The 22,469-nt window shown below is 61.8% G+C and carries 14 protein-coding genes and 1 pseudogene; 12 read left to right on the top strand and 3 right to left on the bottom strand.

Annotation, left to right across the window (positions count from 1 at the left end):
* Positions 1-61 precede the first annotated feature (61 nt).
* Together PQU95_RS10170 and PQU95_RS10165 are read right to left on the bottom strand one after the other, a co-directional pair.
* Positions 62-1,327: a Y-family DNA polymerase gene (locus tag PQU95_RS10170; RefSeq protein ID WP_272751891.1), complete on the bottom strand. Its 1,266-nt coding sequence runs from the start codon at positions 1,325-1,327 to the stop codon at positions 62-64.
* Positions 1,324-1,752 (bottom strand): LexA family protein, encoded by a 429-nt coding sequence (locus PQU95_RS10165; RefSeq protein WP_272751890.1) that lies wholly within the window; start codon positions 1,750-1,752, stop codon positions 1,324-1,326. The genes PQU95_RS10170 and PQU95_RS10165 overlap by 4 nt, the downstream gene beginning before the upstream one ends.
* Positions 1,753-2,022: 270 nt before the next feature.
* Here PQU95_RS10165 and PQU95_RS10160 point away from each other — a divergent pair, with 270 nt between their 5' ends.
* The 12 genes from PQU95_RS10160 (at position 2,023) to PQU95_RS10105 (ending at position 22,090) form a co-directional block, all read left to right on the top strand.
* Positions 2,023-3,480, top strand: coding sequence for an aminoacyl-histidine dipeptidase (locus PQU95_RS10160; protein ID WP_272751889.1), 1,458 nt, complete (start codon positions 2,023-2,025; stop codon positions 3,478-3,480).
* Positions 3,481-3,750: 270 nt separating this feature from the next.
* Complete coding sequence (locus tag PQU95_RS10155; protein WP_272751888.1) at positions 3,751-5,481, top strand: ShlB/FhaC/HecB family hemolysin secretion/activation protein; 1,731 nt, start codon at positions 3,751-3,753, stop codon at positions 5,479-5,481.
* Positions 5,482-5,495: 14 nt separating this feature from the next.
* Positions 5,496-14,741 carry a hemagglutinin repeat-containing protein gene (locus tag PQU95_RS10150; RefSeq protein WP_272751887.1) on the top strand — a complete coding sequence of 3,082 codons (9,246 nt, stop codon included), beginning with the start codon at positions 5,496-5,498 and terminating at the stop codon, positions 14,739-14,741.
* Positions 14,741-15,193, top strand: a complete 453-nt coding sequence (locus PQU95_RS10145; protein ID WP_272751886.1) for a hypothetical protein — start codon at positions 14,741-14,743, stop codon at positions 15,191-15,193. Before PQU95_RS10150 ends, PQU95_RS10145 begins: the two co-directional genes overlap by 1 nt.
* A 197-nt stretch (positions 15,194-15,390) precedes the next feature.
* On the top strand, positions 15,391-16,017 hold the full coding sequence (locus PQU95_RS10140) for a TNT domain-containing protein (protein ID WP_272751885.1): 627 nt from the start codon (positions 15,391-15,393) through the stop codon (positions 16,015-16,017).
* A gap of 7 nt (positions 16,018-16,024) precedes the next feature.
* On the top strand, positions 16,025-16,390 hold the full coding sequence (locus tag PQU95_RS10135; protein WP_272751884.1) for a hypothetical protein: 366 nt from the start codon (positions 16,025-16,027) through the stop codon (positions 16,388-16,390).
* A gap of 76 nt (positions 16,391-16,466) precedes the next feature.
* Positions 16,467-16,799, top strand: coding sequence for a hypothetical protein (locus PQU95_RS10130; RefSeq protein WP_272751883.1), 333 nt, complete (start codon positions 16,467-16,469; stop codon positions 16,797-16,799).
* Positions 16,800-16,838: 39 nt separating this feature from the next.
* Entirely contained in the window at positions 16,839-17,963 is a 1,125-nt protein-coding gene (locus PQU95_RS10125) for a VENN motif pre-toxin domain-containing protein (protein WP_272751882.1), read from the top strand.
* Positions 17,951-18,982 (top strand): hypothetical protein, encoded by a 1,032-nt coding sequence (locus PQU95_RS10120; protein WP_272751881.1) that lies wholly within the window; start codon positions 17,951-17,953, stop codon positions 18,980-18,982. Before PQU95_RS10125 ends, PQU95_RS10120 begins: the two co-directional genes overlap by 13 nt.
* Positions 18,983-19,001: 19 nt before the next feature.
* Complete coding sequence (locus PQU95_RS10115; RefSeq protein ID WP_272751880.1) at positions 19,002-20,822, top strand: VENN motif pre-toxin domain-containing protein; 1,821 nt, start codon at positions 19,002-19,004, stop codon at positions 20,820-20,822.
* Positions 20,823-20,829: 7 nt separating this feature from the next.
* Positions 20,830-21,645: an Imm49 family immunity protein gene (locus tag PQU95_RS10110; protein WP_272751879.1), complete on the top strand. Its 816-nt coding sequence runs from the start codon at positions 20,830-20,832 to the stop codon at positions 21,643-21,645.
* A gap of 1 nt (position 21,646) precedes the next feature.
* On the top strand, positions 21,647-22,090 hold the full coding sequence (locus tag PQU95_RS10105; protein ID WP_272751878.1) for a hypothetical protein: 444 nt from the start codon (positions 21,647-21,649) through the stop codon (positions 22,088-22,090).
* Here PQU95_RS10105 and PQU95_RS10100 read toward each other — a convergent pair.
* Positions 22,065-22,238 (bottom strand): annotated as a pseudogene (locus tag PQU95_RS10100) (transposase); the annotation flags it as partial. The gene PQU95_RS10105 and the pseudogene PQU95_RS10100 sit on opposite strands and share 26 nt — an antisense overlap.
* Positions 22,239-22,469 lie beyond the last annotated feature (231 nt).

Raw genomic sequence — 22,469 nt, 5'->3', positions numbered from 1 at the left:
ACGTGAGTTAAATCATCACTTTCTTATGTAAACTTTTGCCTTTTCTCAACTGATGGGCGTTTTAGCGCGCGCAGGGCAGCTCGTCCCATTGCGTGGTCCAGCGCGGCGAGCGCAGCTCCTGGCGCATAGCCCAGCCGTCGTGCAGGCTTTCTGCGGCCAACCTCAGCGTGCCGCGGCCGAATTGCTGGTTGATGCGGTCCAGCGTTTGCATCAGCTGCTGCCGGCGCGGGTTGGCCGCACTGCCGAACAGGCTTTGCTGGCCGTGGTGGCTGCTTTCCAGCGCCATCAGTACCACGCCGGCTTTCTTGTAGCTGCAATCGTCGCGATAGATCTGGCGCAAGCCTGCCAGCGCCGCGCGGGTGAGATCGGCGCTGTCGCTGCTGGCGCCGGGCAGCGCCACGGCAATCCAGCCGCGGTATTGGCGGTCTTGCTCGCGAAAGCGGTTGGTGCGGATGCTGACGCCCACCAGGTTGGCCAGCCCGTGCTGGCGGCGCAGTTTTTCGGCGCAGCGGGCGGCGTGGTGGCTGATGGCGCTGGCCAGGGTGTCAAAATCGGTGACTTGCCGGGCAAAGCTGCGGCTGGAGATCAATTGCTGTTTGTCGGCGTGGATGTCGTCGGCGCCGACGCAGGCTTCGCCGTTGAGCTCGGCCACGGTGCGCGCCACCACGATGTTGAAGCGGCGCTGGATATCGGCCACGTTGGCTTGCTGCAGGTCCAGCGCACTGCGGATGCCGCACGCTGCCAGCCGTGCGGCCAACTGCCGGCCAATGCCCCACACCTCGCCCACCGCCAGCCGCCCCAGCAGCAGCTGCTGATAGTGCGGCGCCAGCCAGTCCCAGCCGAAGACGCCCTGGCATTGCGGCCGTGTTTTGGCCACGTGGTTGGCCAGTTTGGCCAGCGTCTTGCTGCGGCCAATGCCCACGCAGCAGGGGATGCCGACGCTTTGCAGCACGTCGGCGCGAAGGTTGGCCGCGTGCTGGCGCTGTTCGGCAATGCCGTCCAGGTGCAGGAAGCATTCATCGATGCTGTACACCTCTTGCTGCACGCCCCAGCGCGCGATTACCTGCATCATGCGCCGGCTCATGTCACCGTATAGCGCGTAGTTGGAGCTGAACACCGCCACGCCGTGGCGGCGGCACGGCTCGGCCACCTGGTGGTAAGGCGCAAAGCCGGGGATGCCCAGCGCTTTGGCCTCGGCGCTGCGTGCTACCACGCAGCCATCGTTATTGCTCAGCACGACGATGGGCTTGCCGGCCAGGTCGGGGCGGAACACGCGCTCGCAGCTGGTATAGAAGCTGTTGCCGTCCACCAGCGCAAACTGGCTCATGGCAGCAGCCGCCGCACGCAGGCGCTGACCACGCCCCAGATATGCAGCTCCTGGCCAGGGCCGATCTCGATAGGCGGGTAGGTGGGGTTGTCCGGCAGCAAGGCGGTGCGGCCGTCGCGCTGGTGCAGGCGTTTGACGGTGAACTCGCCGCAGAGCACCGCCAGCACGATATGGCCGTGGCGCGCCGGCAGGCTGCGGTTCACCACCAGCAGGTCGCCGTCGTGGATGCCGGCATCCTGCATGCTGTCACCGCTGACGCGCACCATGAAGCAGGCTGCGGCGTCGTCGATCAGGTAGCGGTTCAGGTCCAGGTGGCCTTCCAGATAGTCGTCTGCCGGGGAGGGGAAGCCGGCAGCCACGCGGCTGGCGTACAGGGGCAGTGCACAGGCGGGGGGCGAGGGGTGGGGCTGGATGGTGGCAGGCATGGCAATCTCCTTTTCTTGATTATGTACAAATTCAAATGCCTTGCCAAGCTGCCACCATCAGGCCGGCACTACGCTGCGTGATCGATAAGCGAAAGTGCGGGTTTGTTGCGGTTTGCCACTGAAAACTGGCCGATTAGTGCAAATGACGCTCTGCGGCCTGCGTGTTACATTACGCTCAACCTGTTGACGGGGTGGCACAGTGGCCGCCCCTTGTTCATGGCGCACAAGGCCGTGAGCTGCCCCCTGAATACCGCAAAGGAGCTTGTTGTCGTGGTAAACATTGCCGAACTCGAACCCCGTGCTGTCTGGGAACACTTCCAGACCCTGTGTGACATCCCGCGCCCGTCCAAGCACGAGCAGGCGCTGCGCGATTACCTGAAAGGCTGGGCCGAGCTGCGCGGGTTGGAAACCGCCGTGGACGAGGTGGGCAACCTGGTCGTACGCAAGCCGGCTACGCCGGGCATGGAAGACCGCGTTGGCGTGGTGCTGCAAGGCCATCTGGATATGGTGTGCCAGGCCAATACCGGCACCGAGCACGACTTCTTCAACGACCCGATCCGCCCGGTGCTGAAAGACGGCTGGCTGATCGCCGAAAACACCACGCTGGGCGCTGACAACGGCATCGGCGTGGCGCTGGGCCTGGCCGTGCTGTCGGCCGACGATATCGCCCACGGCCCGGTGGAAGTGCTGATGACGCTGGACGAAGAAGCCGGCATGGGCGGCGCACTGGGCTTGTCGCCGTCGCTGCTGCAAGGCCAGATGATGATCAACATCGATACCGAAGAGTGGGGCGAGTTCTATATGGGCTGCGCCGGCGGTATCGACGTGAACGTACGCCGCAGCTACACCACGGAAGCCCTGCCGGCCGGCTACACGGCACAGCAGCTGGTGGTGTCCGGCCTGGTAGGCGGCCACTCTGGCGCCGACATCCATCTGGGTCGTGGCAATGCCAACAAGGTGCTGGTGCGTCTGCTGGCCGAGTTGGCCGCAACACTGCCCCTGCGCCTGGTGTCATTCAACGGCGGTACTGCCCGCAACGCGTTGGCACGCGAAGCCTTTGCCGTGGTGGCTTACCCGGCTGCGCAGGCCGAGCAGGTAGCTGCCGCCATCGATGCCTATCAGGCGCTGATGCGCTTCGAGCTGGCGGGTGTGGATGAAGGCGTGACCATCGTGGCCAACCCTGCTGCTGCCTGCAGTGTCATGGCGCAGGCTGACCAGGCTGCCATCCTGGCCGCGCTGCACGCCGCCCCGCACGGCGTGAAGCGCATGAGCCAGCGCGTGGCCGGCGTGGTGGAAACCTCCAATAACCTGGGCGTGATTGCGATTGGCGAGGGCAAGGTGTTTGCCAACCTGATGGTGCGCTCGCTGCTGGATAGTGGCTTCCGCAACCTGGCCGCCGAAATCGTGGCGTTGTTCCAGCTGGCCGGTTTCGACACCGAAACCGAAGGCGGCTACCCGGGCTGGGCACCGAACCCGGCGTCGCCGCTGCTGGCGCTGTTCCAGCGCGTGTACCGCGAGCAGTTTGACGCCGAGTCGGGCGTACAGGTCATCCACGCGGGCCTGGAGTGCGGCATCATCGGCGCCAAGTACCCGCAGATGGACATGGTATCGTTTGGCCCCAATATCCGTGGTGCACACGCCCCTGGCGAGCGCGTAGAAGTGGCCTCGGTCGGCCACGCCTGGAGATTACTGCAGGCGGTGTTGGCGGCGGTACCGGCCAAGGCCTGAGTCGCCAGACTTTTTCCCTGACACGGGCATCGCGCCCGTTTGCACCCTGTCCCTAATCCGGCAGGGTGTTTCTTTTTCTGCAGCCGGTTTATTGCATGACGTGGTGATGCCAATAGGAGACAAGCCGGCTGTCGCATGACTTATAGATATGCTCGGCGTGGCGATGGGTTTTGTTATAGTGCTTATTTGATTTAAATAACATCAAGCGTTTTAACAAATTCTATCGAAATGGGTGGTGAGACTTGCCGCCCTGACCCACAGCGACCGACCATGCCTACTCACCTCCCTACGCGACCATCCGTTTACCGCTGGCTGCTTTGCCTGCCGGCCCTCATGGCGCAGGCACAAACAGCCCTGGCCGCCACCCCGGCCCAGCTTGACGCCCGCGAACAGCTGCTGCAGCAACAGCGTAGTGCCCAGCAGCCACAGCCCGACGCGCCCGATGTCCGCCTGCAGCCCGCTAGCGCAGTGGTGCAGCAACGCTACCAGCGCGGCGCGGCACCATGCTTTGTCATCAGCGACCTGCGCCTGCAGGGCGATAGCGCCGACCGTTTCCAGTGGGCACTGGCGGCTGCCGACCGCGACAGTCATGGCGGTGGCGACCCGCTGGCGGGCCATTGCCTGGACGTGGCCGGCATCAACCTGGTGATTAACCGGGTGCAGGCGGCCATCCTGGCGCGTGGTTACATCACCACCCGCGTGCTGGCCGGGCCGCAGCAGCTGGCTACCGGCGTGTTGACGCTCACACTGATACCCGGCCGCATCCGCGACATACGCTACGCGCAGCCGGCCGCCGAGCGCCTGCATGCGGCCAACGCTTTGCCGATGCAGGCCGGCGACCTGCTGAACCTGCGCGATATCGAACAGGGGCTGGAAAACCTCAAGCGGGTACCCACGGCCGAGGCCGACATTCGTATCGAACCGGCCGCCGCCAGCGATGCAGCCCCGGGCGACAGCGATCTGGTGATCCAGTGGCAACAGGCCAACCCTTACCGCCTTACCCTCAGCGCAGACGACGGCGGCAGCAAAAGCACGGGCTTGTACCAGGGCAGCGCTACGCTGTCGTACGACCACCTGTTCACCCTGAACGACCTGTTCTACTTCACCCACAGCCAGGACCTGGGCGGCGGTGCCGACGGTGAGCGCGGCAGCGAAGGCGACAGCTGGCATTACAGCATCCCGTTCGGTTACTGGCTGCTGGCTTACAACGGCAGCCAGCACCGCTACCACCAGGCGGTGGCCGGCGCCAGCCAGACCTACAACTACAGCGGCAAGAGCGAGACCAGCGAGCTCAAGCTCAGCCGGCTGGTGTACCGCAACGCCGTGCGCAAGCTTGGTCTGTCGCTGAAAGGCTGGCAGCGCGGTAGCAGCAACTTCATCGACGACACCGAAATCGAGGTGCAGCGCCGCCGCACCGCCGGCTGGGAGGCTGGTGCCAACTGGCGCGAGTTTCTGGGCAACGCCACGCTGGACGTGGGCCTCGCTTACCGCCGCGGTACCGGTGCCCGCAACGCCCTGCCAGCGCCGGAGGACACGTTTGGCGAAGGCCGCTCCCGCCCACGGCTATACCAGGCCGATGCCCAGCTGGACGCGCCGTTTGCCCTGGGCGGGCAAAAGCTGCGTTACGGCCTGGCCTGGCGCGCGCAGTGGAACCGCGGCCCGCTGGTGCCACAAGACCGCTTTGCCATCGGCAGCCGCTACACCGTGCGCGGTTACAACGGCGAAAACCAGCTCAGCGCCGAGCGTGGCTGGCTGCTGCGCAACGAGTTGGGCTGGCAGCTGGCTGGGCAGGAGCTCTACCTGGGCTACGACTACGGCCGCGTGGCCGGCCCCAGCGCCACGCTGTTGCTGGGCCAGCGCCTGGCCGGTGCCTCGCTGGGCGTACGCGGCCGCCTGGGCCGCCTGGCCTACGACGCCTTTGTCAGCCAGCCGCACGGCCACCCCGACTACCTGCGCGCCGCCCGCACCACCGGCGGTGTCAGCCTGAATCTGCAGTTTTAACCAGGAATCGCGCGATGAACCAGCACTGCTACCGTCTTGTTTTCAACGCCCACCGCTGCATGCTGATGGCGGTGGCCGAGATCACCCCGCAACAAGGCACTGATACCTCACCAGCCCGCACCCGGCCTGTTGTTGGCCGCCTGTCTGCAGCCCTACGGCCGCTGGTAGCCTGTCTGCTGCTGGCCCACGGCGCCATCTGGACCCTGCCTGCGGCAGCGCAGATCGTGGCCGACCCGGCGGCCCCGGGCAAGCAGCGCCCGACGGTGCTCAGCACCAGCAGCGGCGCGGTGCAAGTCAACATCCAGACCCCGTCCGCCGCCGGCGTATCGCTGAACCAGTACCGCCAGTTTGATACCGGCACAGCTGGCACCGTCCTCAACAACAGCCGCGTCAACGTGCAGACGCAAAGCGCCGGCTGGGTGGCGGCCAACCCGTGGCTGGCGACGGGCAGCGCCCGCGTCATCGTCAACCAGGTCAACAGCCAGAATCCATCGCTACTGCGTGGCACGCTGGAGGTGGCCGGCCAGCGCGCCGAGGTGATCATCGCCAATCCGGCCGGCCTGCAGGTCAACGGCGCTACCTTTCTGAATGCCAGCCGTACGGTATTGACCAGCGGAACGCCGGTGATAAACGGCGGCAGCCTGGACGGCTACCGCGTCAGCGGCGGGCAGGTCAGCATTGGTGGTGACGGCCTGGATACCAGCGCCAGCGACTACACCGCCATTCTGGCGCGCAGCGTGGCGGCCAACGCCGGCATCTGGGCGCAACAGCTGCAGGTGGGCACCGGCAGCCAGGCCTACGCGGCGGACGGCAGCGCCCAGGGCGCGCTCGCTGCCAGCGGGCCGGCGCCGGCGTTTGCGCTGGATGTTGCCGCGCTGGGTGGTATGTACGCCGGCAAGATCGTGCTGGTTGGTACCGAACACGGGCTGGGCGTGCGCAACGCCGGCAAGCTGGTAGCCGGTGCCGGCGGTTTGCGGCTGCAGACCGACGGGCAGCTGCTGAACAGCGGTACCCTCGCCGCCACCGATGCGGCTGCCGACGTGCAGCTGCAAACCGGCGCGGTGTACAACGGCGGTACGCTGTCGTCGGCGCGCAACCTGCAGCTGGACAGCAGCGGGCAGCTCAGCAACCAGGGCACCCTCAGCGCGGCACGGCAGCTGACGCTGAACGCCACGCAGATCGATAACGCCAGCAGCGGCGCCATCGACGCGCAACGGCTGGCCATCACCACTGCCACCCTGAGCAATAGCGGCCAACTACGGCAAAGCGGCAGCCAGGTACTGGCCCTGCAAGCCGGCCAGCTGCAAAACAGCGGCAGTATTGGCGCCTTGCCGGCCGCACCGGGCAGCGGGGCACCTGCAGGGGGTAGCAGCGGTAGTGCCGGCTCGACGGTGGCGCAGCCGCTACCGTTACCCTTGCCCGAGGTTGCCCCCGCCGCAGGCAGTAGCGTGCAAACCGCCGCGCCCGAGGTACTGCCGGCAGGCAGCATTCAGGTAAGCGGGCTGCTGGATAACCGTGGCCGCATCTTGGCCAACGGCGGTATCGATCTGGCCAGCCAGGGTGGGCTGGTCAACCACGGTACGCTGGCGCTAGGGCAGCTGCAGGTGAGCGGCGAGCGCTTTGACAACAGCCAGGGCAGCCTCGGCGCGCAAGCGGCCAACATCGACACCCTCAGCATCGGCAACCAGCAGGGTAAGCTGCAAATCCAGGGCGCCGCCGTGTTGCATAGCCAGGCCTTCGATAACCGGGATGGCCAGATCGGTGCCGGCGGCAGCCTGCAGTTACGCAGCGGCCAGCTGGATAACCAGCGCGGCAGCGTGGTGGCCGGGCAGGCGCTAACGGTGCAGGGCGAGGCGCTGGACAACCGCGATGGGGTGCTAGCCAGCCGCCAGGACAGTGCCAGCCTGAAATTGGCCACCGTTGATAACCAGCGCGGCCAACTATTGGCGGCCGCCTCATTGCAGCTAACCGCCGTCGGTGCACTGGACAACCGCCAGGGCAGCACCCAGGCCAGCACGCTACAGCTGCAGGCCGCCAGCGTAGATAACCGTGGGGGCACGCTGGCCGCCGACACCTTGTCCAGCCGCAGCGGCACGTTCGATAACAGTGGCGGGTTGATGCAGGCCAGCCAGCAACTCAGCCTGGACACCCAGGGCCAGGCGCTGACGAATGGTGACAGTGGTAACCAGCGCGGCATTCTGTCGGGTGGTGGGTTGCAACTGAACGTCGGCGAACTGGCCAATCTGGCCGGCGGGCGCATCCAGGCCACCGGCCGGCTGCAGCTCGATAGCGGTACGCTACATAACCAGCAAGCCAGCATCAGTGGCGGCGAGCTGGCACTACAGACTGGCCAGCTGCACAATCTGGGCGGGCAGATTCAGGCCAGCGGCGCCTTGAGCATCGATACCCACGGCCAGGCGCTGACGAATGACAGCGGCGCCAGCATGATCAGTGCCGGCCCGCTCCGCCTGCAAAGTGCCGAGCTGCTCAACGGTACCGGCAGCACCATTGCCAGCCAGCAAGGCTTGCAACTACAGGCCGACAGCGTGCGTAACGCCGGCCTGCTGGCCAGCCAGGGCGCATTGCAACTGCAGGCAGCCGGGCTGGATAACCGCAGCGGCCAGCTACAGGCCGCTACGCTGGGCATTCAGCTGGGCCATGGCACGCTGGATAACCGCCAGGGCCTGTTGCTGGGCAGCCAGGCACTGACGCTGCAGGCCGGCAATATCGATAACCGCCAGACTGGTAACGCAGAACAGGGTATCCAGGGTGGCCAGCTGCAGTTGGCCGCAGCCGGGATCGATAACAGCCAAGGCCAGGTACGCAGCGCTGGCGACAGCCTGCTGCAACTGGACAATCGGCTGGATAACGCCGGCGGTACGGTGGCCAGCGGGGGCCGCCTACAGCTGACGGCAGCAGGCATCGATAATGCTGGCGGCCAACTACAAGCCGGGCAAGACCTGAAGCTGGTGGCCGCCAGCCTGACTGGCAGTGGCACGCTGGGCGCCGGCCGGGATGTGGCCCTGCAGCTACAAACCAGCGTGATATTGGCCGGCAGTACCCAGGCAGGCCGCCATCTGCAGCTCAGTACACCCGGTAGCCTGAGCCACAGTGGCACGCTGCGCGCTGGCGGCCAGGCCAGCCTGCAGGTAGCCGCGCTGGATAACCAGGCCGGAGCCGAAATCAGCGCCCAGGCGCTGGGTATCACCGTAGCCAGCCGCGTAGACAATGCCGGCCTGATCGATGCCGGCCAGCTCACCATCAGCGCGCCCGAAGCCATTGCCAACCAGCCGGGCGGCCGCCTGTACGGCGACCGCGTGGCGCTGGCAACGGCCAGCCTGCTCAACCAATCCGATGCCAGCCATGCTGCCACCATTGCGGCGCGGCAAGACCTGCAGCTGGGCGTGGGGCAGCTGGTCAACGCAGAAAACAGCCTGATCTACAGCGATGGCCATCTGGCTATTGGCGGCCAGCTGGATAGCCAGCAGCAGGCCACCGGCAGCGCACAGCTGGTACACAACCAGTCGGCCACCATCGAAGCGCAGGGCGATGTGGCCATTGCCGCCGACACCCTGCGTAACGAGCGTCTACGCACCAGCATCACCCAGCAAAACAGCATCGACGAAACCGCCTATATGCAGGTGGCTAGCTGGCAGGGTAATGGCCCCAATGGCGGGGCGTTAAGGCCATCGGCCAACTATCGGGCTTATGAAACGCTTTATCTCAATCCGGCCGACATCCTGAGCAACGACAGTATCATCACGCCGGATGGCAAACAGCTGGGTAGGGCGGTTGTGAGAGTGACACCACAAACCAGCAGTTTCTTCCTGGCCAGCGGTGCATTCAGTATTGGAGAGCGCTGGCGCTTGACGACAGCTGCACCAGCAACGCGCACGATCTACTACCTGTGGCGGCAAGATGGCCAGGCTAACCCGGACCAGGTTGTTGGTGGCGATGACCCGTTTGCCGAGCTGGTCCCGCAGCAGGGCTATCAATATGGCGATGTGCAATATAGCCAAGCCTATGGCACCTGCCGCACTGACTGCGTCCAGCTCTTCGCGCCTTATCAGCTGGACGATCCTGTTCATACTATTGTCCACCGCCTTAATCACCTCAGCCAGGAGCCTGGCAACGAGGTAGCCCGCATTGCCCACCACACCGCCATCGACGACGTGCTGGCCGATGGTGCCGGCGCTGCCGCTGTCATTCGTGCCGGTGGCAATATGCAACTGAACCCCGGCCAACTGCTGGACAACCGTTACAGCCAGATCGCTGCCGGCGGCAGCCTGCTGGTGGATGGCCGCAGCGAAGGGCAGGGTAGCAGCAAGGTGGTCAATACCGCCGCCACGCTGTACCGCCTGCACCAGTTCAGTAATACCCACATCACCTACGGTATGGGCAGCTACCAGGGTTCGGCGCCCGATATCCGCGAAACCCTGGGCAGCGTGGCGGCCAGCATCACCGCTAACCAGTCTTTAGCCATTAACGGGGGCGAGGTCAGCAACCTGGACCAAGGCCGCAACGCGCCGCATATACAAACCCCGGCCGCACCGGGCGCCGAGGTGGCCAACGTGCGTGGCGGTAGCGATGGCATCATTCGCGTGACCCCGCCAGCGGGCGCCATGTCGGGGCAGGTGAGCACCAGCAGTGTCAATGTCACGCTGCCGCGCAGCAGCCTGTACCACACTACCGCAGCCAGCAGCCCCTACCTGATCCAGACCGACCCGGCTTTCACCCAGTACTGGCAATGGCTGGGAAGCGACTACATGCTGCAAGGCATGGCTATCGACCCCGCTACCGCCCAGCAACGCCTGGGGGACGGCTACTACGAACAAAAGCTCATCCGCGACCAAGTGGCCCAGCTTACCGGCCGCCGCTTTTTGAATGGTTACGCCAGCGACGAGGCACAATACCGCGCGCTGATGGATAACGGCCTCACCTTTGCCCGTCAGTACGGCCTGCGCCCTGGCGTAGCGCTCTGCCCCGAGCAAATGGCGCGCTTGAGCAGCGACATCGTGTGGCTGGTGGCACAAACCGTCACCTTGCCCGATGGCAGCCAGAAAACCGCACTGGTGCCGCAGGTATACGTCAAGCTCAAGCCGGGCGACATCAGCGCCGATGGCGCGCTGTTGGCCGCAGACCGCCTGCAGCTCAAGCTGGCTGGCGACCTGACCAACCAGGGCCAGATTGCCGGGCGCCAATTACTCACCATCAGCGCCGACAACCTGCACAACCTGGGTGGCAAGCTGCAAGGGCAAGACATCGCGCTGCAAGCGCGTACCGACATCCACAACCTGGGCGGTGAGATGCGTGCCGGCAGCAGCCTGCAGCTGGCCGCCGGGCGCGATATTACCGTGAGCAGCACCACGCACAGCCAGCAGTACGGTAGCGGCGACAACCGCCTGCAGCAAACCACCGTCGAGCGCGTGGCGGGCCTGTATGTGGATGGTGGCGCCGGTGTGTTGCTGGCCAGCGCCGGGCGCGACCTTACCTTGGCCGGTGCCCAGCTGGCCAACAATGGCAGCGGCGCTACCGTGTTGCAGGCCGGGCGCGATGTCAATCTGGCCACCGTCAGCAGCGGCGAAAGCCGCGACGTACGCTGGAACGCTACCGACCGCTTGCACAGCAGCCAGCAGCAGGAAACCGGTAGCAGCATCCATACCGCTGGTGACCTTGCCATCGTAGCCCGGCAAGACCTGAACGCCCGTGCGGCCAACCTGGCCAGCGACAAGGGCGCCGTTGCCCTGCAAGCCGGGCGTGACCTTAAGCTGGTGAATGGCGAAAACACCCGCAATGAAGACTGGCAAACGCAGAGCAGCAAAAAAGGCCTGCTCAGCAGTAAAACCACCAATGAAAGCTACCAGCGGCAGCAAACCGACATCGTCAGCAGTAGCGTGTCCGGCCACAGCGTCAGCCTGCAGGCCGGCGGCAATATGGCCATCCAGGCCAGCCAGGTGGTGAGCGATCAGGCTACCCGCCTGCAAGCCGGCGGTAATATCGCCATTACCAGCGCCACCGCCAGCGATAGCTATAGCAGCCAGCGCGACGAGAAAAAATCCGGCCTGATGGGCAGTGGCGGGCTGGGCTTTACCATCGGCAAAGCCGCGCAAGGCAACGTCAATGGTGTCAGCACCACCCTGGCAGTGGGTAGCACCGTGGGCAGCGTGCAGGGCGATGTGGTGATACTGGCCGGCAAAGACCTGCAGCTCAAAGGCAGCGACGTCATCGCCGGGCAGGACATCACGATGGCCGCACAAAACGTGCGCATCGAGCACGCCGAGCATACGCAAACCCAGCAGACCTCCAGCTACAGCAAGCAAAGCGGCCTCACTGTAGCGCTCAGCGGTGGCGTGGTGGACGCCGCGCAAACCGCCGTCAGCGCCGCCCAGGCCGCAGGTAACAGCAACAACAGCCGCTTGGCCGCACTGCAAAGCGTCAAGGCCGGGCTGGCGGGCTACCAGGCGGTACAAACCGCGCAGCAGGGCGGTGGTAGCGGCGAGGTGGCCGACCCGTCTTTTGCGGGTGTGTCGGTATCGCTGGGCAGCCAGCGCAGCCAGAGCCAAAGCCAGACCAGCAGCAGCAACGCCAGCAGCAGCGAGCTTAACGCGGGGCGCAACGTACACATCATTGCCACCGGCGACGGCAGCAAAGGCGCCGACGGCGTTGCCCAGAGCGGCGACATATCGGTGACCGGCAGCAGCATCAAGGCGCAGAACGTCACGCTCGACGCCGCCCGCGACATCACCCTGCAGTCTGCGCACAACCGCAGCGACACCACCGGCAGCAACAGCAGTAGCGGCGCTGCCATTGGCGTTAGCGTTGGCGTGGGTAGCGGCAAAGCCGGTATCAGCGTATTTGCCAACGCCAACCGCGCCAGCGGCAAAGAAAACGGCGACACCGACAGCTACACCGAGACCAACATCACCGCCGGGCAAACCCTCACCCTGCGCAGCGGGCGCGACACCACCCTCACCGGCGCGCTGGCCAGCGGCGACACCATGGCGGCCAAGGTTGGCCGCAACCTTACCCTCACCAGCCAGCAAGACCAGGACCACTACGCCAGCCAGCAGCGCAGCATCAGCGCCGGCGGCAGCGTGGCCATCATCGGTACCGGTGGCGGCGTCAACGCCAGCCTCAGCCGCCAGCGCATCGACAGCCAGTACCAGAGCGTGGCCGAGCAAACCGGGCTGTACGCCGGGCAGGGCGGCTTTAATGTGCAAGTGGGCAGCCACACCCAGCTAGACGGCGCCGTCATCGCCAGCAGCGCCAGCCCCGAGCAAAACCGGCTCAGCACCGCCACCCTCGGCTGGCAAGACCTGCAAAACCGCGCCGAATACCGCGTAGAAAGCCAGAGCATCGGTGCCAGCAGCAGTGCCAGTGCCAGCGGCAACCTCGCCGCCAACGCGCTGGGCAACGCCAGCACCGTGCTGAACGGCGGCCACACCCAGGGCAGCGCCAGCAGCACCACCCTGGCCGCCATCAGCGCCGGCAGCCTCACCGTGCGCGACAGCGCCGCGCAGCAGCAAGACACCGCTACCCTGCGCCGCGACGCCAGCGGCACCGCCAACGGCCTCAGCCCCCTCTTCAACAAACAAGCCGAGCTCGACCGCCTGCAAGCCATCCAGCTCATCGGCGACATCGGCCAGCAAACCCTGCAGATCGCCAACACCCACAAACGTGCCGAGCTGAACGCCGCCACCGAGCGCGCCAAAGCCGACCCCGCCTACGCCAATAGTGCCGACTACCAGCAACTGCAAGCCACCTGGGGCAAAGGCGGCAGCGTGCAGCAAGCCGTCACCGCCGTCACCGCCGCGCTGCAAGGCCTGGCCGGGGGCGATGCCAGCGCTGCCATTGCCGGCGCCGCCGCCCCCTACCTGGCCACGCAGATCAAGCAGCTCACCACCGACCCCGCCACCGGCCAGGTCAACACTGCCGCCAATGCCATGGCCCACGCCCTGCTGGGTGCTACCCTGGCCGCCGCCAAGGGCGACAACGCCGTCGCCGGTGCCGCCGGCGCCGGCAGCGCCTCGCTGATCGCCGCCACGCTGGCGCAAAACCTGTACGGCAGCGACGCGGCCAACCTCACCGAAAGCCAGAAAGACACCGTCGCCGCCCTCACCACGCTGGCCGGCAGCCTGGCAGGCGGTATCGCCGGCGGCAACACCGCCTCGGCACTGTCGGGCGGGCAGGGAGCGAAGAATGAGGTGGAGAACAACTCGCTGAGCAAGCAACAGGCGGCCAACTGGGTAGAGCAGTTCCGTCGCCAGGCGGCCAGCTGGACACCGGCACAGCTGGAACAGACCATGAGCCAGTATCGCCAGGAGTCGGCAGAGCTCACCCGTGCTGCGGCCACCTGCCAAAGCAGCAGCGCCTGCCAGCAGCTAGCCGGGCAATTGAAAGCCAATAGTACCTGGCTGGAGATGATGGCGAACGCCTTCACGGGCAAAGACCCTCAGCGTGCCAGCCTTTACCGTCACGAAGCCAATGCGGCCCAGCAAGACTACCTGCAAGCGATTAACCGGATGGCTGATCATCAGCAAGGGCTGGGTTCAGGCTGGAATAGCGGGCAGAGTGCAGCCATGACGGTGCAGGGTATCGCGTCAGGCAAACCCTATGCCGATTATGAAATACAAAACCAGCAGCGCTTTGGTGTGATGGCTTCGTCGGTATTGCTGCCTGCTGCGGGTGGCTTGGTCGCTGGTAGTGCAGTGTCTCATAGCATGCTGACAGCCGGCGCGATCGGTGCGGGTTTTGATGCGGCGGGTCAGTACACCCTTAACTGTATGGCGGGTAACTGTAACCCTGGCGATGTTCGGCTGGCGCAGTCGCTGTTTGCCGGCAATACAGCGATGATAGCCGGGCCTTTGGTTGGGCCGGTGGCAGGGAAATTGCAAGCGATAGGAGTGGGGGCACTGCCCAGCACCATCGGTGTTGCGGGAACATTAGGTTTTGCAACGGCATTCACGAATACCAGTTTTAATAATATACATTTGGGGGAAGATAAGAATGCATTTATTGCAGGTTCATTGGGCGCGGTAGCCGGGGCCGCCGGTTCTGGTGCAAGTAGTCTTTTGCTCAAGCCCTCTACCGATGCGTGGCAGGCATGGCAGCAAAGCCTGTCGCCGTCATTGTCACGTTTGGTGCAAGCACCGCCGCCATCCGTTCCCCCTAAAACAGCTGCACAGGTCTTGGATGCAGTCATTTCCAACTCTCCTTCATTTGTCGATGTGCCTAATAATGATGCTAAGAAAGTGCCGTAGTGATGAAGAATAGAATAATTTATCTCCTTGATAAGGCTTTTACGATTTTTTTGATAGTTTTTTTTAAGTGGCTGTTATTTCCTTTTATGTGGATTTTTAGTAACTGTGTACAGCCGCTCAGGTTTCATAAGCTGTTAATTTGGCTTGCATTTCTTTGGGTTGGTAGTTTGCTTCCTGCTCACGGTCATGAGTGGTACGAGTATGTTGCTTGCAATTGGGGAGTGGGTAATTGCGGTCGCTACGCCCCACCCACTGCTGCTGAGATATGGTGGCGTCAGACGTATATGCGACCATTGCTAATCCTGGCGGCATTGGCATCGGCGAATTTTTATATTCAGCATATCAAACGAGAAATTCGCCTGCGTCGGCAGTTGGCTAATGATCCTGATATGGTTATTCCGTTGCCGTGGTGGAAACCCAAGTGGCTGGATAAGTACTTTTGGTGGTTGTGATCATGCTCGTGTTAGGTGAGGTAAGTGTCGAAGGTATGGCAGCAAAGTCTGTTACCGTCATTAATGGAGTCTATTTATGAGGCATCTGCAGCAGTTGCTGATGCGGATGGGTTATTTGAAAAAGTCATGCAAGTGCTTGCATAGACCGCTACGGTTTGTCTGCCACGGCGAATGCGTTGGCAGAGGGAGTGGCAGGCTTGCCTGCCAGGCTGATTGGCGGTCTGCAAAGTGACAACCCGGAAGTACAAGGCCGGGCGCTGACCGAGCTGTTGGCTGGCGGTGTGGGCGGGGCAAAAGTCATCGGCGAAGTCCGTGATGCCGCAGTTGCATTGAGGCTTTCACGTGCCGCCATAGAAGCCGATGCCATCAAAATTAAAGCCAGATTGGTTGAAGTTGCCATCCATAGGGACGACCATCGCTTTGACGCAGTGGCAGAGAAAATGGCCGAAGCCAAGGCGGCTGGCTGGAAAGATAAAAATGGCCACCCAATTTGGCCACCTGAAAATGGTAAGGTGCTAGGGACGGAAGAGCAGATAAAGTTGCCAATTGGTACAGAGCTTGACCGTTATGGCTTAATTGGGAGTAATACGGATTTCATTGCGCCGAAAGGTGTCCCCTATGCAAATCGCGCATTGCCATTAGGTAGTAACTCTAGACCTTTGGTGAAGCTGGTGGTGTTAAAGCCACTCCCCGTCGAGAAAAGTCTGGTCATGTCATGGTTTGGTGAGCCAGGCATGGGTGTTCAATATCAGACTACTGCAGGCGCATTGCGGATGACGGTAGGTGAGTTGATTGAGCATGGATATTTGAGGAGGGTTGATTGAAATGATTATGGATAAAATTAATGCTATTGGTGGCTATGATGTGAATAATTTTCGAAGAGGTTTCGATGGTGTGTCGGTTGAAAGGTATCTCGCTGTAGCTGCACAGTCGCTATTGCAAGCAGGGGTTGATTGCGAATTCAGAATTGGCAATCAAGTGTTTAATATGGGTGGTGGTGATTATGAAATTGGAACTTACTATGGGATTGATGTTCATTTCTCGGAGGGTATCGTGGTAATTTATGGTGCTCAGCGCGGGGGGAAATATGTGCTGTTGATTATGCCGTGCTGTGAAATTTCTAGAGCGGTTAAAATTTTTGTCAATTATGTCTCTGTGGGTGCGGTTGTTTTGGATTTGTCTGTCGCTACTTCCTGACTTGGGTGGGCTGTATTTTTCTCGGGTGTGCTTCTTGTGAGTCGTTCTGTGTTTTTTGATATTGAGAGGGTGCCTTGTGAAGACTATTGTTGTTCCAGGCTATGTTGCGGATGAATTCAATGCGCCAGTGAGGCATCCGAATTCACATGCCGATGCAGTCAGGAAGAGTATTGATCGTGTCTATAGATTAATAGATACGGCTTTTTGTTATGGATCCAAGGTCAATATTGAGCCGTATGGATTTGAATGGGTGGATGATAAATTTTACATTTATGCGTCAGAAAGAGGAAGTAAATCTGCGATGGCTATTTTCAAAAGTAGTCACTCTGCTGCGAAATACTTTGTATGGCTCGTTTCTGGTGGAAGTCGTTCCATTGACTGGTCTCTTTTCCCTGAGATGGAGCTGTAACTTCACGGCGCCGGCAGCGCCCCGCTCATCGCCGCCACCTTGGCGCAAAACCTGTACGGCAGCGACGCGGCCAACCTTACCGAAAGCCAGAAAGACACCGTGGCCGCACTCACCGCACTGGCCGGTAGCCTGACGGGTGGCTTGGCCGGCGGCAACGCCGCGTCGGCGCTGGCGGGCGGGCAGGGGGCGAAGAATGAGGTGGAGAACAACTCGCTCAACACCCGTGCCGCCGCCACCCTGATGCAAACGCTGCGCGCCTGCGCGGGCCGGTGTGATGTGGCGCAGCTTAGCCAGGACATCCAGCAACAAGAACAATACTGGGATAAGGTCGTGGCCGAGCGTTGCGGCGGCGCCGGTGCCAGCCTGGCGGTGTGTGCCAGCACGCTGAATGGCTTGCAGGAAAGCCTGTCCTTCATTTCCAGTGCGCTAGGCATGGCCAAGACCCCGCAGGAGCGGGCACTGCTACTGGCTACTTACAACGAGCAGGTACGCGACATCAACACGGCCACGGCACAGTTTGAGAAACTGGGCGCCTCGGCGAGCGTCATCGATGTGTTCATGACGCAAACGGCGCAGGTCCTGCCGGATCTGGCGTTGTCGGTTGGTGGTAACGGCCGCCCCGCGCTGGCGGTGAAACCGGCGGCGGGTGGGCAGAGCGCAGGTGGGTCGCCTGCTGTAGCCACGTCTGGCAAAGTGGACAAGGTAGAAGCGCTGTTTGGTCAGACTTTTGCCAGTATTCCCTTGTCGCACACTGCCGGCAGGCAGGATGGTGATTTGGGTGAAACGTTGGCGTTGCAGCTGCTAAACGAAAAAACCACGCTGAAGTTTCAGCCTTTGCAAAACGCCAGTGGCCACGGTTGTGATGGCTGTGCTGTGGCGATTCACGGCGATACCATCACCGTGGTGGTGATGGATGCCAAGTCGTCCCAGATGGGTGTTGGTGGAGCGAAGAATACGGCGGGGGATCCAGAGGCGAGGTTGTGGGGCTGGATAAATAATCCGTCCATATTTAGTATTCCAGAGAACAAGATTATGGTTCAAAAGATAAAAGATGCACTGAGTTCAGGTGCTTTTAAAGTGCAAGGGGTTACCGTAAAGGTTGGTGTGCCAGCGCCGGGCACCTCGGGTGTGGCAACATTTAAGGTGGAATCATGGCCAAAGTAAATGCTGAATGCGACCGTATGGGTGTTAGTTCTAAGTGGCCGTCAAGAGAGGCGATTGTAAAGAAAATTAGGAAACTGGAGGAGAGTTGGCAGCGCATGCCAAGAAGTTTGATGCAGATTGATATTGATTCAATCAGTGACTACGTTACCCGTACTGATGCACTCCTTGAGCGAGAAATTCCTAATAAAGTAAATGCCACTAAAAATACGGCTGAGAGCCTGGCTGGAGTGCAGCTTAGGACTACTCTAGCAACAGCACATTTGGATGATGCTTGGTTGGGTAAGCTTGCAGGATGGACTCGTTATTATGAAATTGGAGTTCGGCAATCATTTTTTTGGAGTTATTGGTTTGACAATATTTTGACGCCCCCTAGAAGTAACCGTAATTGGAGAAGTTTTGATCTGAAGACTTGTGCCGAGATGTTAGGGGTTCTTTCTATTCTCGGCTGGAAAGATGCAGTCATTTATCAGGGTTACCTCGCCCATGCTGCGCTGAATAACACCTATCAGCTGAAGCTGCAGTACGAAAACGAACACCGTCGGGCTCAGGCTTTCATGTTGCGGCTGTTTGCCAGCTGGGTGGGCGATGCCGACCATGCTTGGCCAGCCTACGCCTACGACGAACCAATCTACGAAGCCCTGCTGCAGTACTGGCGCACACCAGACCCGGCGGCGCTGGTGCCGTGCCTGCTGGCGGCCTGCGACCGCCATACCCACCAGGCCGGACGCGACACGCTGACCAAGTTCTATGACTTCAGCACCGAGTGGGACCTGGGGCGGGTGCCGGTGGAAATCCTGTTGTTGTTCCGGCTGCGCGAATGGGAAGGCCTGGCCAACCCGTTGCTGGACCACCCCTTGATGGCCGCGCCTTATCATCAGTTGCCCCCACCGCAACCCGTGCCACCACTGGACGAGTTGATGCAGGGTGTGGTGAAGCGTGCTAACGAGGATTGGCCAGGGGTTTACGAAGAGGTGTTATCGCTAGCGTCACTAAAAGCCCGTGCTACACAAAAGGGCTAACAATGACCTGAGGCAGGGCATGTACTGTGACGCTACGTGCACCCGGCCAGGGCTCAGCGTGTTTGCCAACGCCAACCGCGCCAGCGGCAAAGAAAACGGCGACACCGACAGCTACACCGAAACCAACATCGCCGCCGGGCAAGCCCTCACCCTGCGCTGCGCCGCTACCGGCACCGCCAACGGCCTGAGCCCCATCTTCAACAAACAAGCCGAGCTCGACCGCCTGCAAGCCATCCAGCTCATCGGCGACATCGGCCAGCAAACGCTGCAGATCGCCAACACCCACAAACGCGCCGAGCTGAACGCCGCCACCGAGCGCGCCAAAGCTGACCCGGCCTACGCCAACAGCGCCGACTACCGGCAGCTGCAAGCCACCTGGGGCAAAGGCGGCAGCGTGCAGCAAGCCGTTATCGTCGTTACCGCCGCGCTGCAAGGCCTGGCCGGGGGCGACGCCAGCGCTGCCGTGGCCGGTGCTGCCGCGCCTTACCTCGCCACCCAGATCAAGCAGCTCACCACCGACCCCGCCACCGGCCAGGTCAACACCGCCGCCAACGCCATGGCCCACGCGCTGCTGGGCGCTACCCTGGCCGCCGCCAAAGGCGACAACGCCGTCGCCGGTGCCGCCGGCGCCGGCAGCGCCCCGCTGATCGCCGCCACCTTGGCGCAAAACCTGTACGGTAGTGACGCGGCCAACCTCACCGAAAGCCAGAAAGACACCGTCGCTGCGCTCACCACACTGGCCGGCAGCCTGGCGGGTGGCATCGCCGGCGGCAACGCCGCGTCGGCGTTGGCGGGCGGGCAAGGGGCGAAGAATGAGGTGGAGAACAACTGGCTTCGGCCACAAGAAATCGAGCTGAAGAAAAAAGCCGAAAGGCAATGTGCGGATGGCAATAACAATGCCTGTACCGTTGTGCAGCTACTGCGCAAACTGGATACGCAGCGTGAGCAAGCAAATGACGGGACCCGTTACAAAGGCATGACTCAGGCGCTGACCGAGTTGCTGATGTCACCCGTTACCGCGCCGGTGGAATTGATTGCCAGCATCGACCGCTACGGTTTGTCTGCCACGGCGAATGCGTTGGCAGAGGGCCTGGCAGGCTTGCCTGCCAGGCTGATTGACGGTTTGCAAAGTGACAACCCGGAAGTACAAGGCCGGGCGCTGACCGAGCTGTTGGCTAGCGGTGTGGGCGGTGCAAAAGTCATCGGCGAAATCAAAAAGGCTACAGTTGCACTGGCAGTATCTCGCCAGTCACCGGCCATGGAGCTGGTGGCAGGGCAGCTGCCTGGTGGTCTTAAAACCGTTGCCAGCATGGGTGAGGCGCTAAGCGGACAGCCAGCCAAGGCGACGGCAGGTGGGTACATTAATGCTGCCAAAGTGTGCGAGGCCGGCTGTGCTATTACAGGCCTGAGCAAAAGCGAACAGGCTTTGGTGGCGAAGATTCAGACAGGGCAAGATTTGGGCGGACAACTGACCGAGCAGTTGCTGGCATCGGTAGCGACACGCACTGGTTCAATAGTGCTGCCTGGTGGAAAATACGGTGCCAACAAAGGCTTTGATCTGGTACTCCAGAACGCAAATGGCACCGTGACCGTGGTGATGGATGGCAAGCAGATGTCGCAGGCTGGGGCGTTCTCGCTTAGTGCCAACGCCGCCGGAGGCAATACGCAGAACTCTATGGCTTGGATAGAGGCTGTGCTTAGAAATCTGGAAAAATCCTCGCCGGCCTACAAGGCAGTTGAAGCAGCTATAGAAAATAACACGCTAGTGACCGCAGTCGGCGGTGTCAACCGAACCTCGGGTGAACTGGTGGTGCTGCCTGTTACCGTACCAGCAAAGTAAAGGAATCATGAACGTGCTATCACACTACACCTCTGAGCAAATCGCCTTTCTTCTAGAACGCAAAGAGCGCATTGATGATTGGGAATATATCGGCCAGGTTCCCCGTCAAGTGATCAAGATAGACAAGGGCGAGGGTAGTTTTAATGGTTGTGTAAGCAATTTGATCAGGCTACACGAAGAAATCGCCGATTATGCCTGGTTCGCCAACAAAGACCTGGCCACCTTCAAGCTGCACAGCTACGTGGTAGCCAAGTTGATGTACATCCGTGCCAAAGCGACCGGCGAAGAAGGTGTGATGCACGAAGCCGAGTATTTTTATGCGCTACTTAGCGACCATGAGCCGGTCATCCGCTGGATGCAGCAGCAGCCGCCTCATTCCAAGCTGTTCAAGCAACGCATGGTCAATCCTAACCAGAACGAGTACCGCTACTACCAGTTGACCCTGGCATTGAATGGACAATGGGATGAGTTGGGGAGCCGGGCCGATGTGTTCTTGCAAGACATCCCGGCCAAAATGAAAAAGTTTGCGCCGGACATGCGCTTTTACCGGGCGCTGGCGCAGCAAGACAAAGCTGGCATGGAGGATGCGCTGGCCGAGCTCACCAGCCCCAAAGTAGCCCGAGTACGCAATGAAGTATTCGAACTGGTGGTGGCCAGCAAATTTGTTTCACCCTTTGCCTGCCTGTATGCCAAGACCGCCGGCCGCCATGGCTTCAACTTGGACGTCGATACCGTTTTCATCCCCCAAGCATGGCTGCCCCATCGCCCGTTGCCGGCCTACCCCGACCCATACGATTTCATGCGCGCATGGGTGATTGCTTGATGTGATGGTCAATATCGGCTGGATTAGGGCCGCACAAAACGTGCGCATCGAGCACGCCGAGCACACGCAAACCCAGCAGACCTCCAGCTACAGCAAGCAAAGCGGCCTCACTGTAGCGCTCAGCGGCGGCGTGGTAGACGCCGCGCAAACCGCCGTCAGCGCCGCCCAGGCCGCGGGCAACAGCAACAACAGCAGGTTGGCCGCCCTGCAAGGCGTCAAGACCCCGCAGGAGCGGGCGCTACTGCTGGCCACTTACAACGAGCAAGTACGTGATATCAACACGGCCACGGCGCAGTTTGAGAAACTGGGCGCCTCGGCGAGCGTCATCGATGTGTTCATGACGCAAACGGCGCAAATTCTGCCGGATCTGGCGTTGTCGGTTGGTGGTAACGGCCGGCCCGCGCTGGCGGTGAAGCCGGTTGCTTCAGGCGGCGTAGTTTGCTGACGCCCAAGCCGCCGTATTTCTTCTTCCAGTCATAGAAAGCCGCTTCGGAGATGCCCATTTTGCGGCAGACCTCCCCAACTGTCGTACCCGACTCCGCTTGGCGCAAGGCGAAAGCGATCTGTTCTTCCGTGAACTTCGATTTTTTCATGACGAATTTCCAGCACGGATAGGGTTAAATTTGCCAGGAATGCCTACTTTTCACCGCTGCCGTTTTTCGGGAGGAGGGCAATCTTACGTGTTCGACCCTTGTCTGCTCGCTGGCCCCAAGCTTTCGCTATGCAGTGGTATGCCGCCAATCGAACCATTGGCTCAATTGGCAAACTGGGCCAAAGACAGTCCGGATTGTGCGATTGCAGCGGTGCCGGAGCGGCCACAGAGT

It is taken from the genome of Vogesella aquatica (assembly GCF_028548455.1).
In the GTDB taxonomy this organism is placed as follows: domain Bacteria; phylum Pseudomonadota; class Gammaproteobacteria; order Burkholderiales; family Chromobacteriaceae; genus Vogesella; species Vogesella aquatica.
This window is presented reverse-complemented; position numbering and strand designations above follow the sequence as displayed.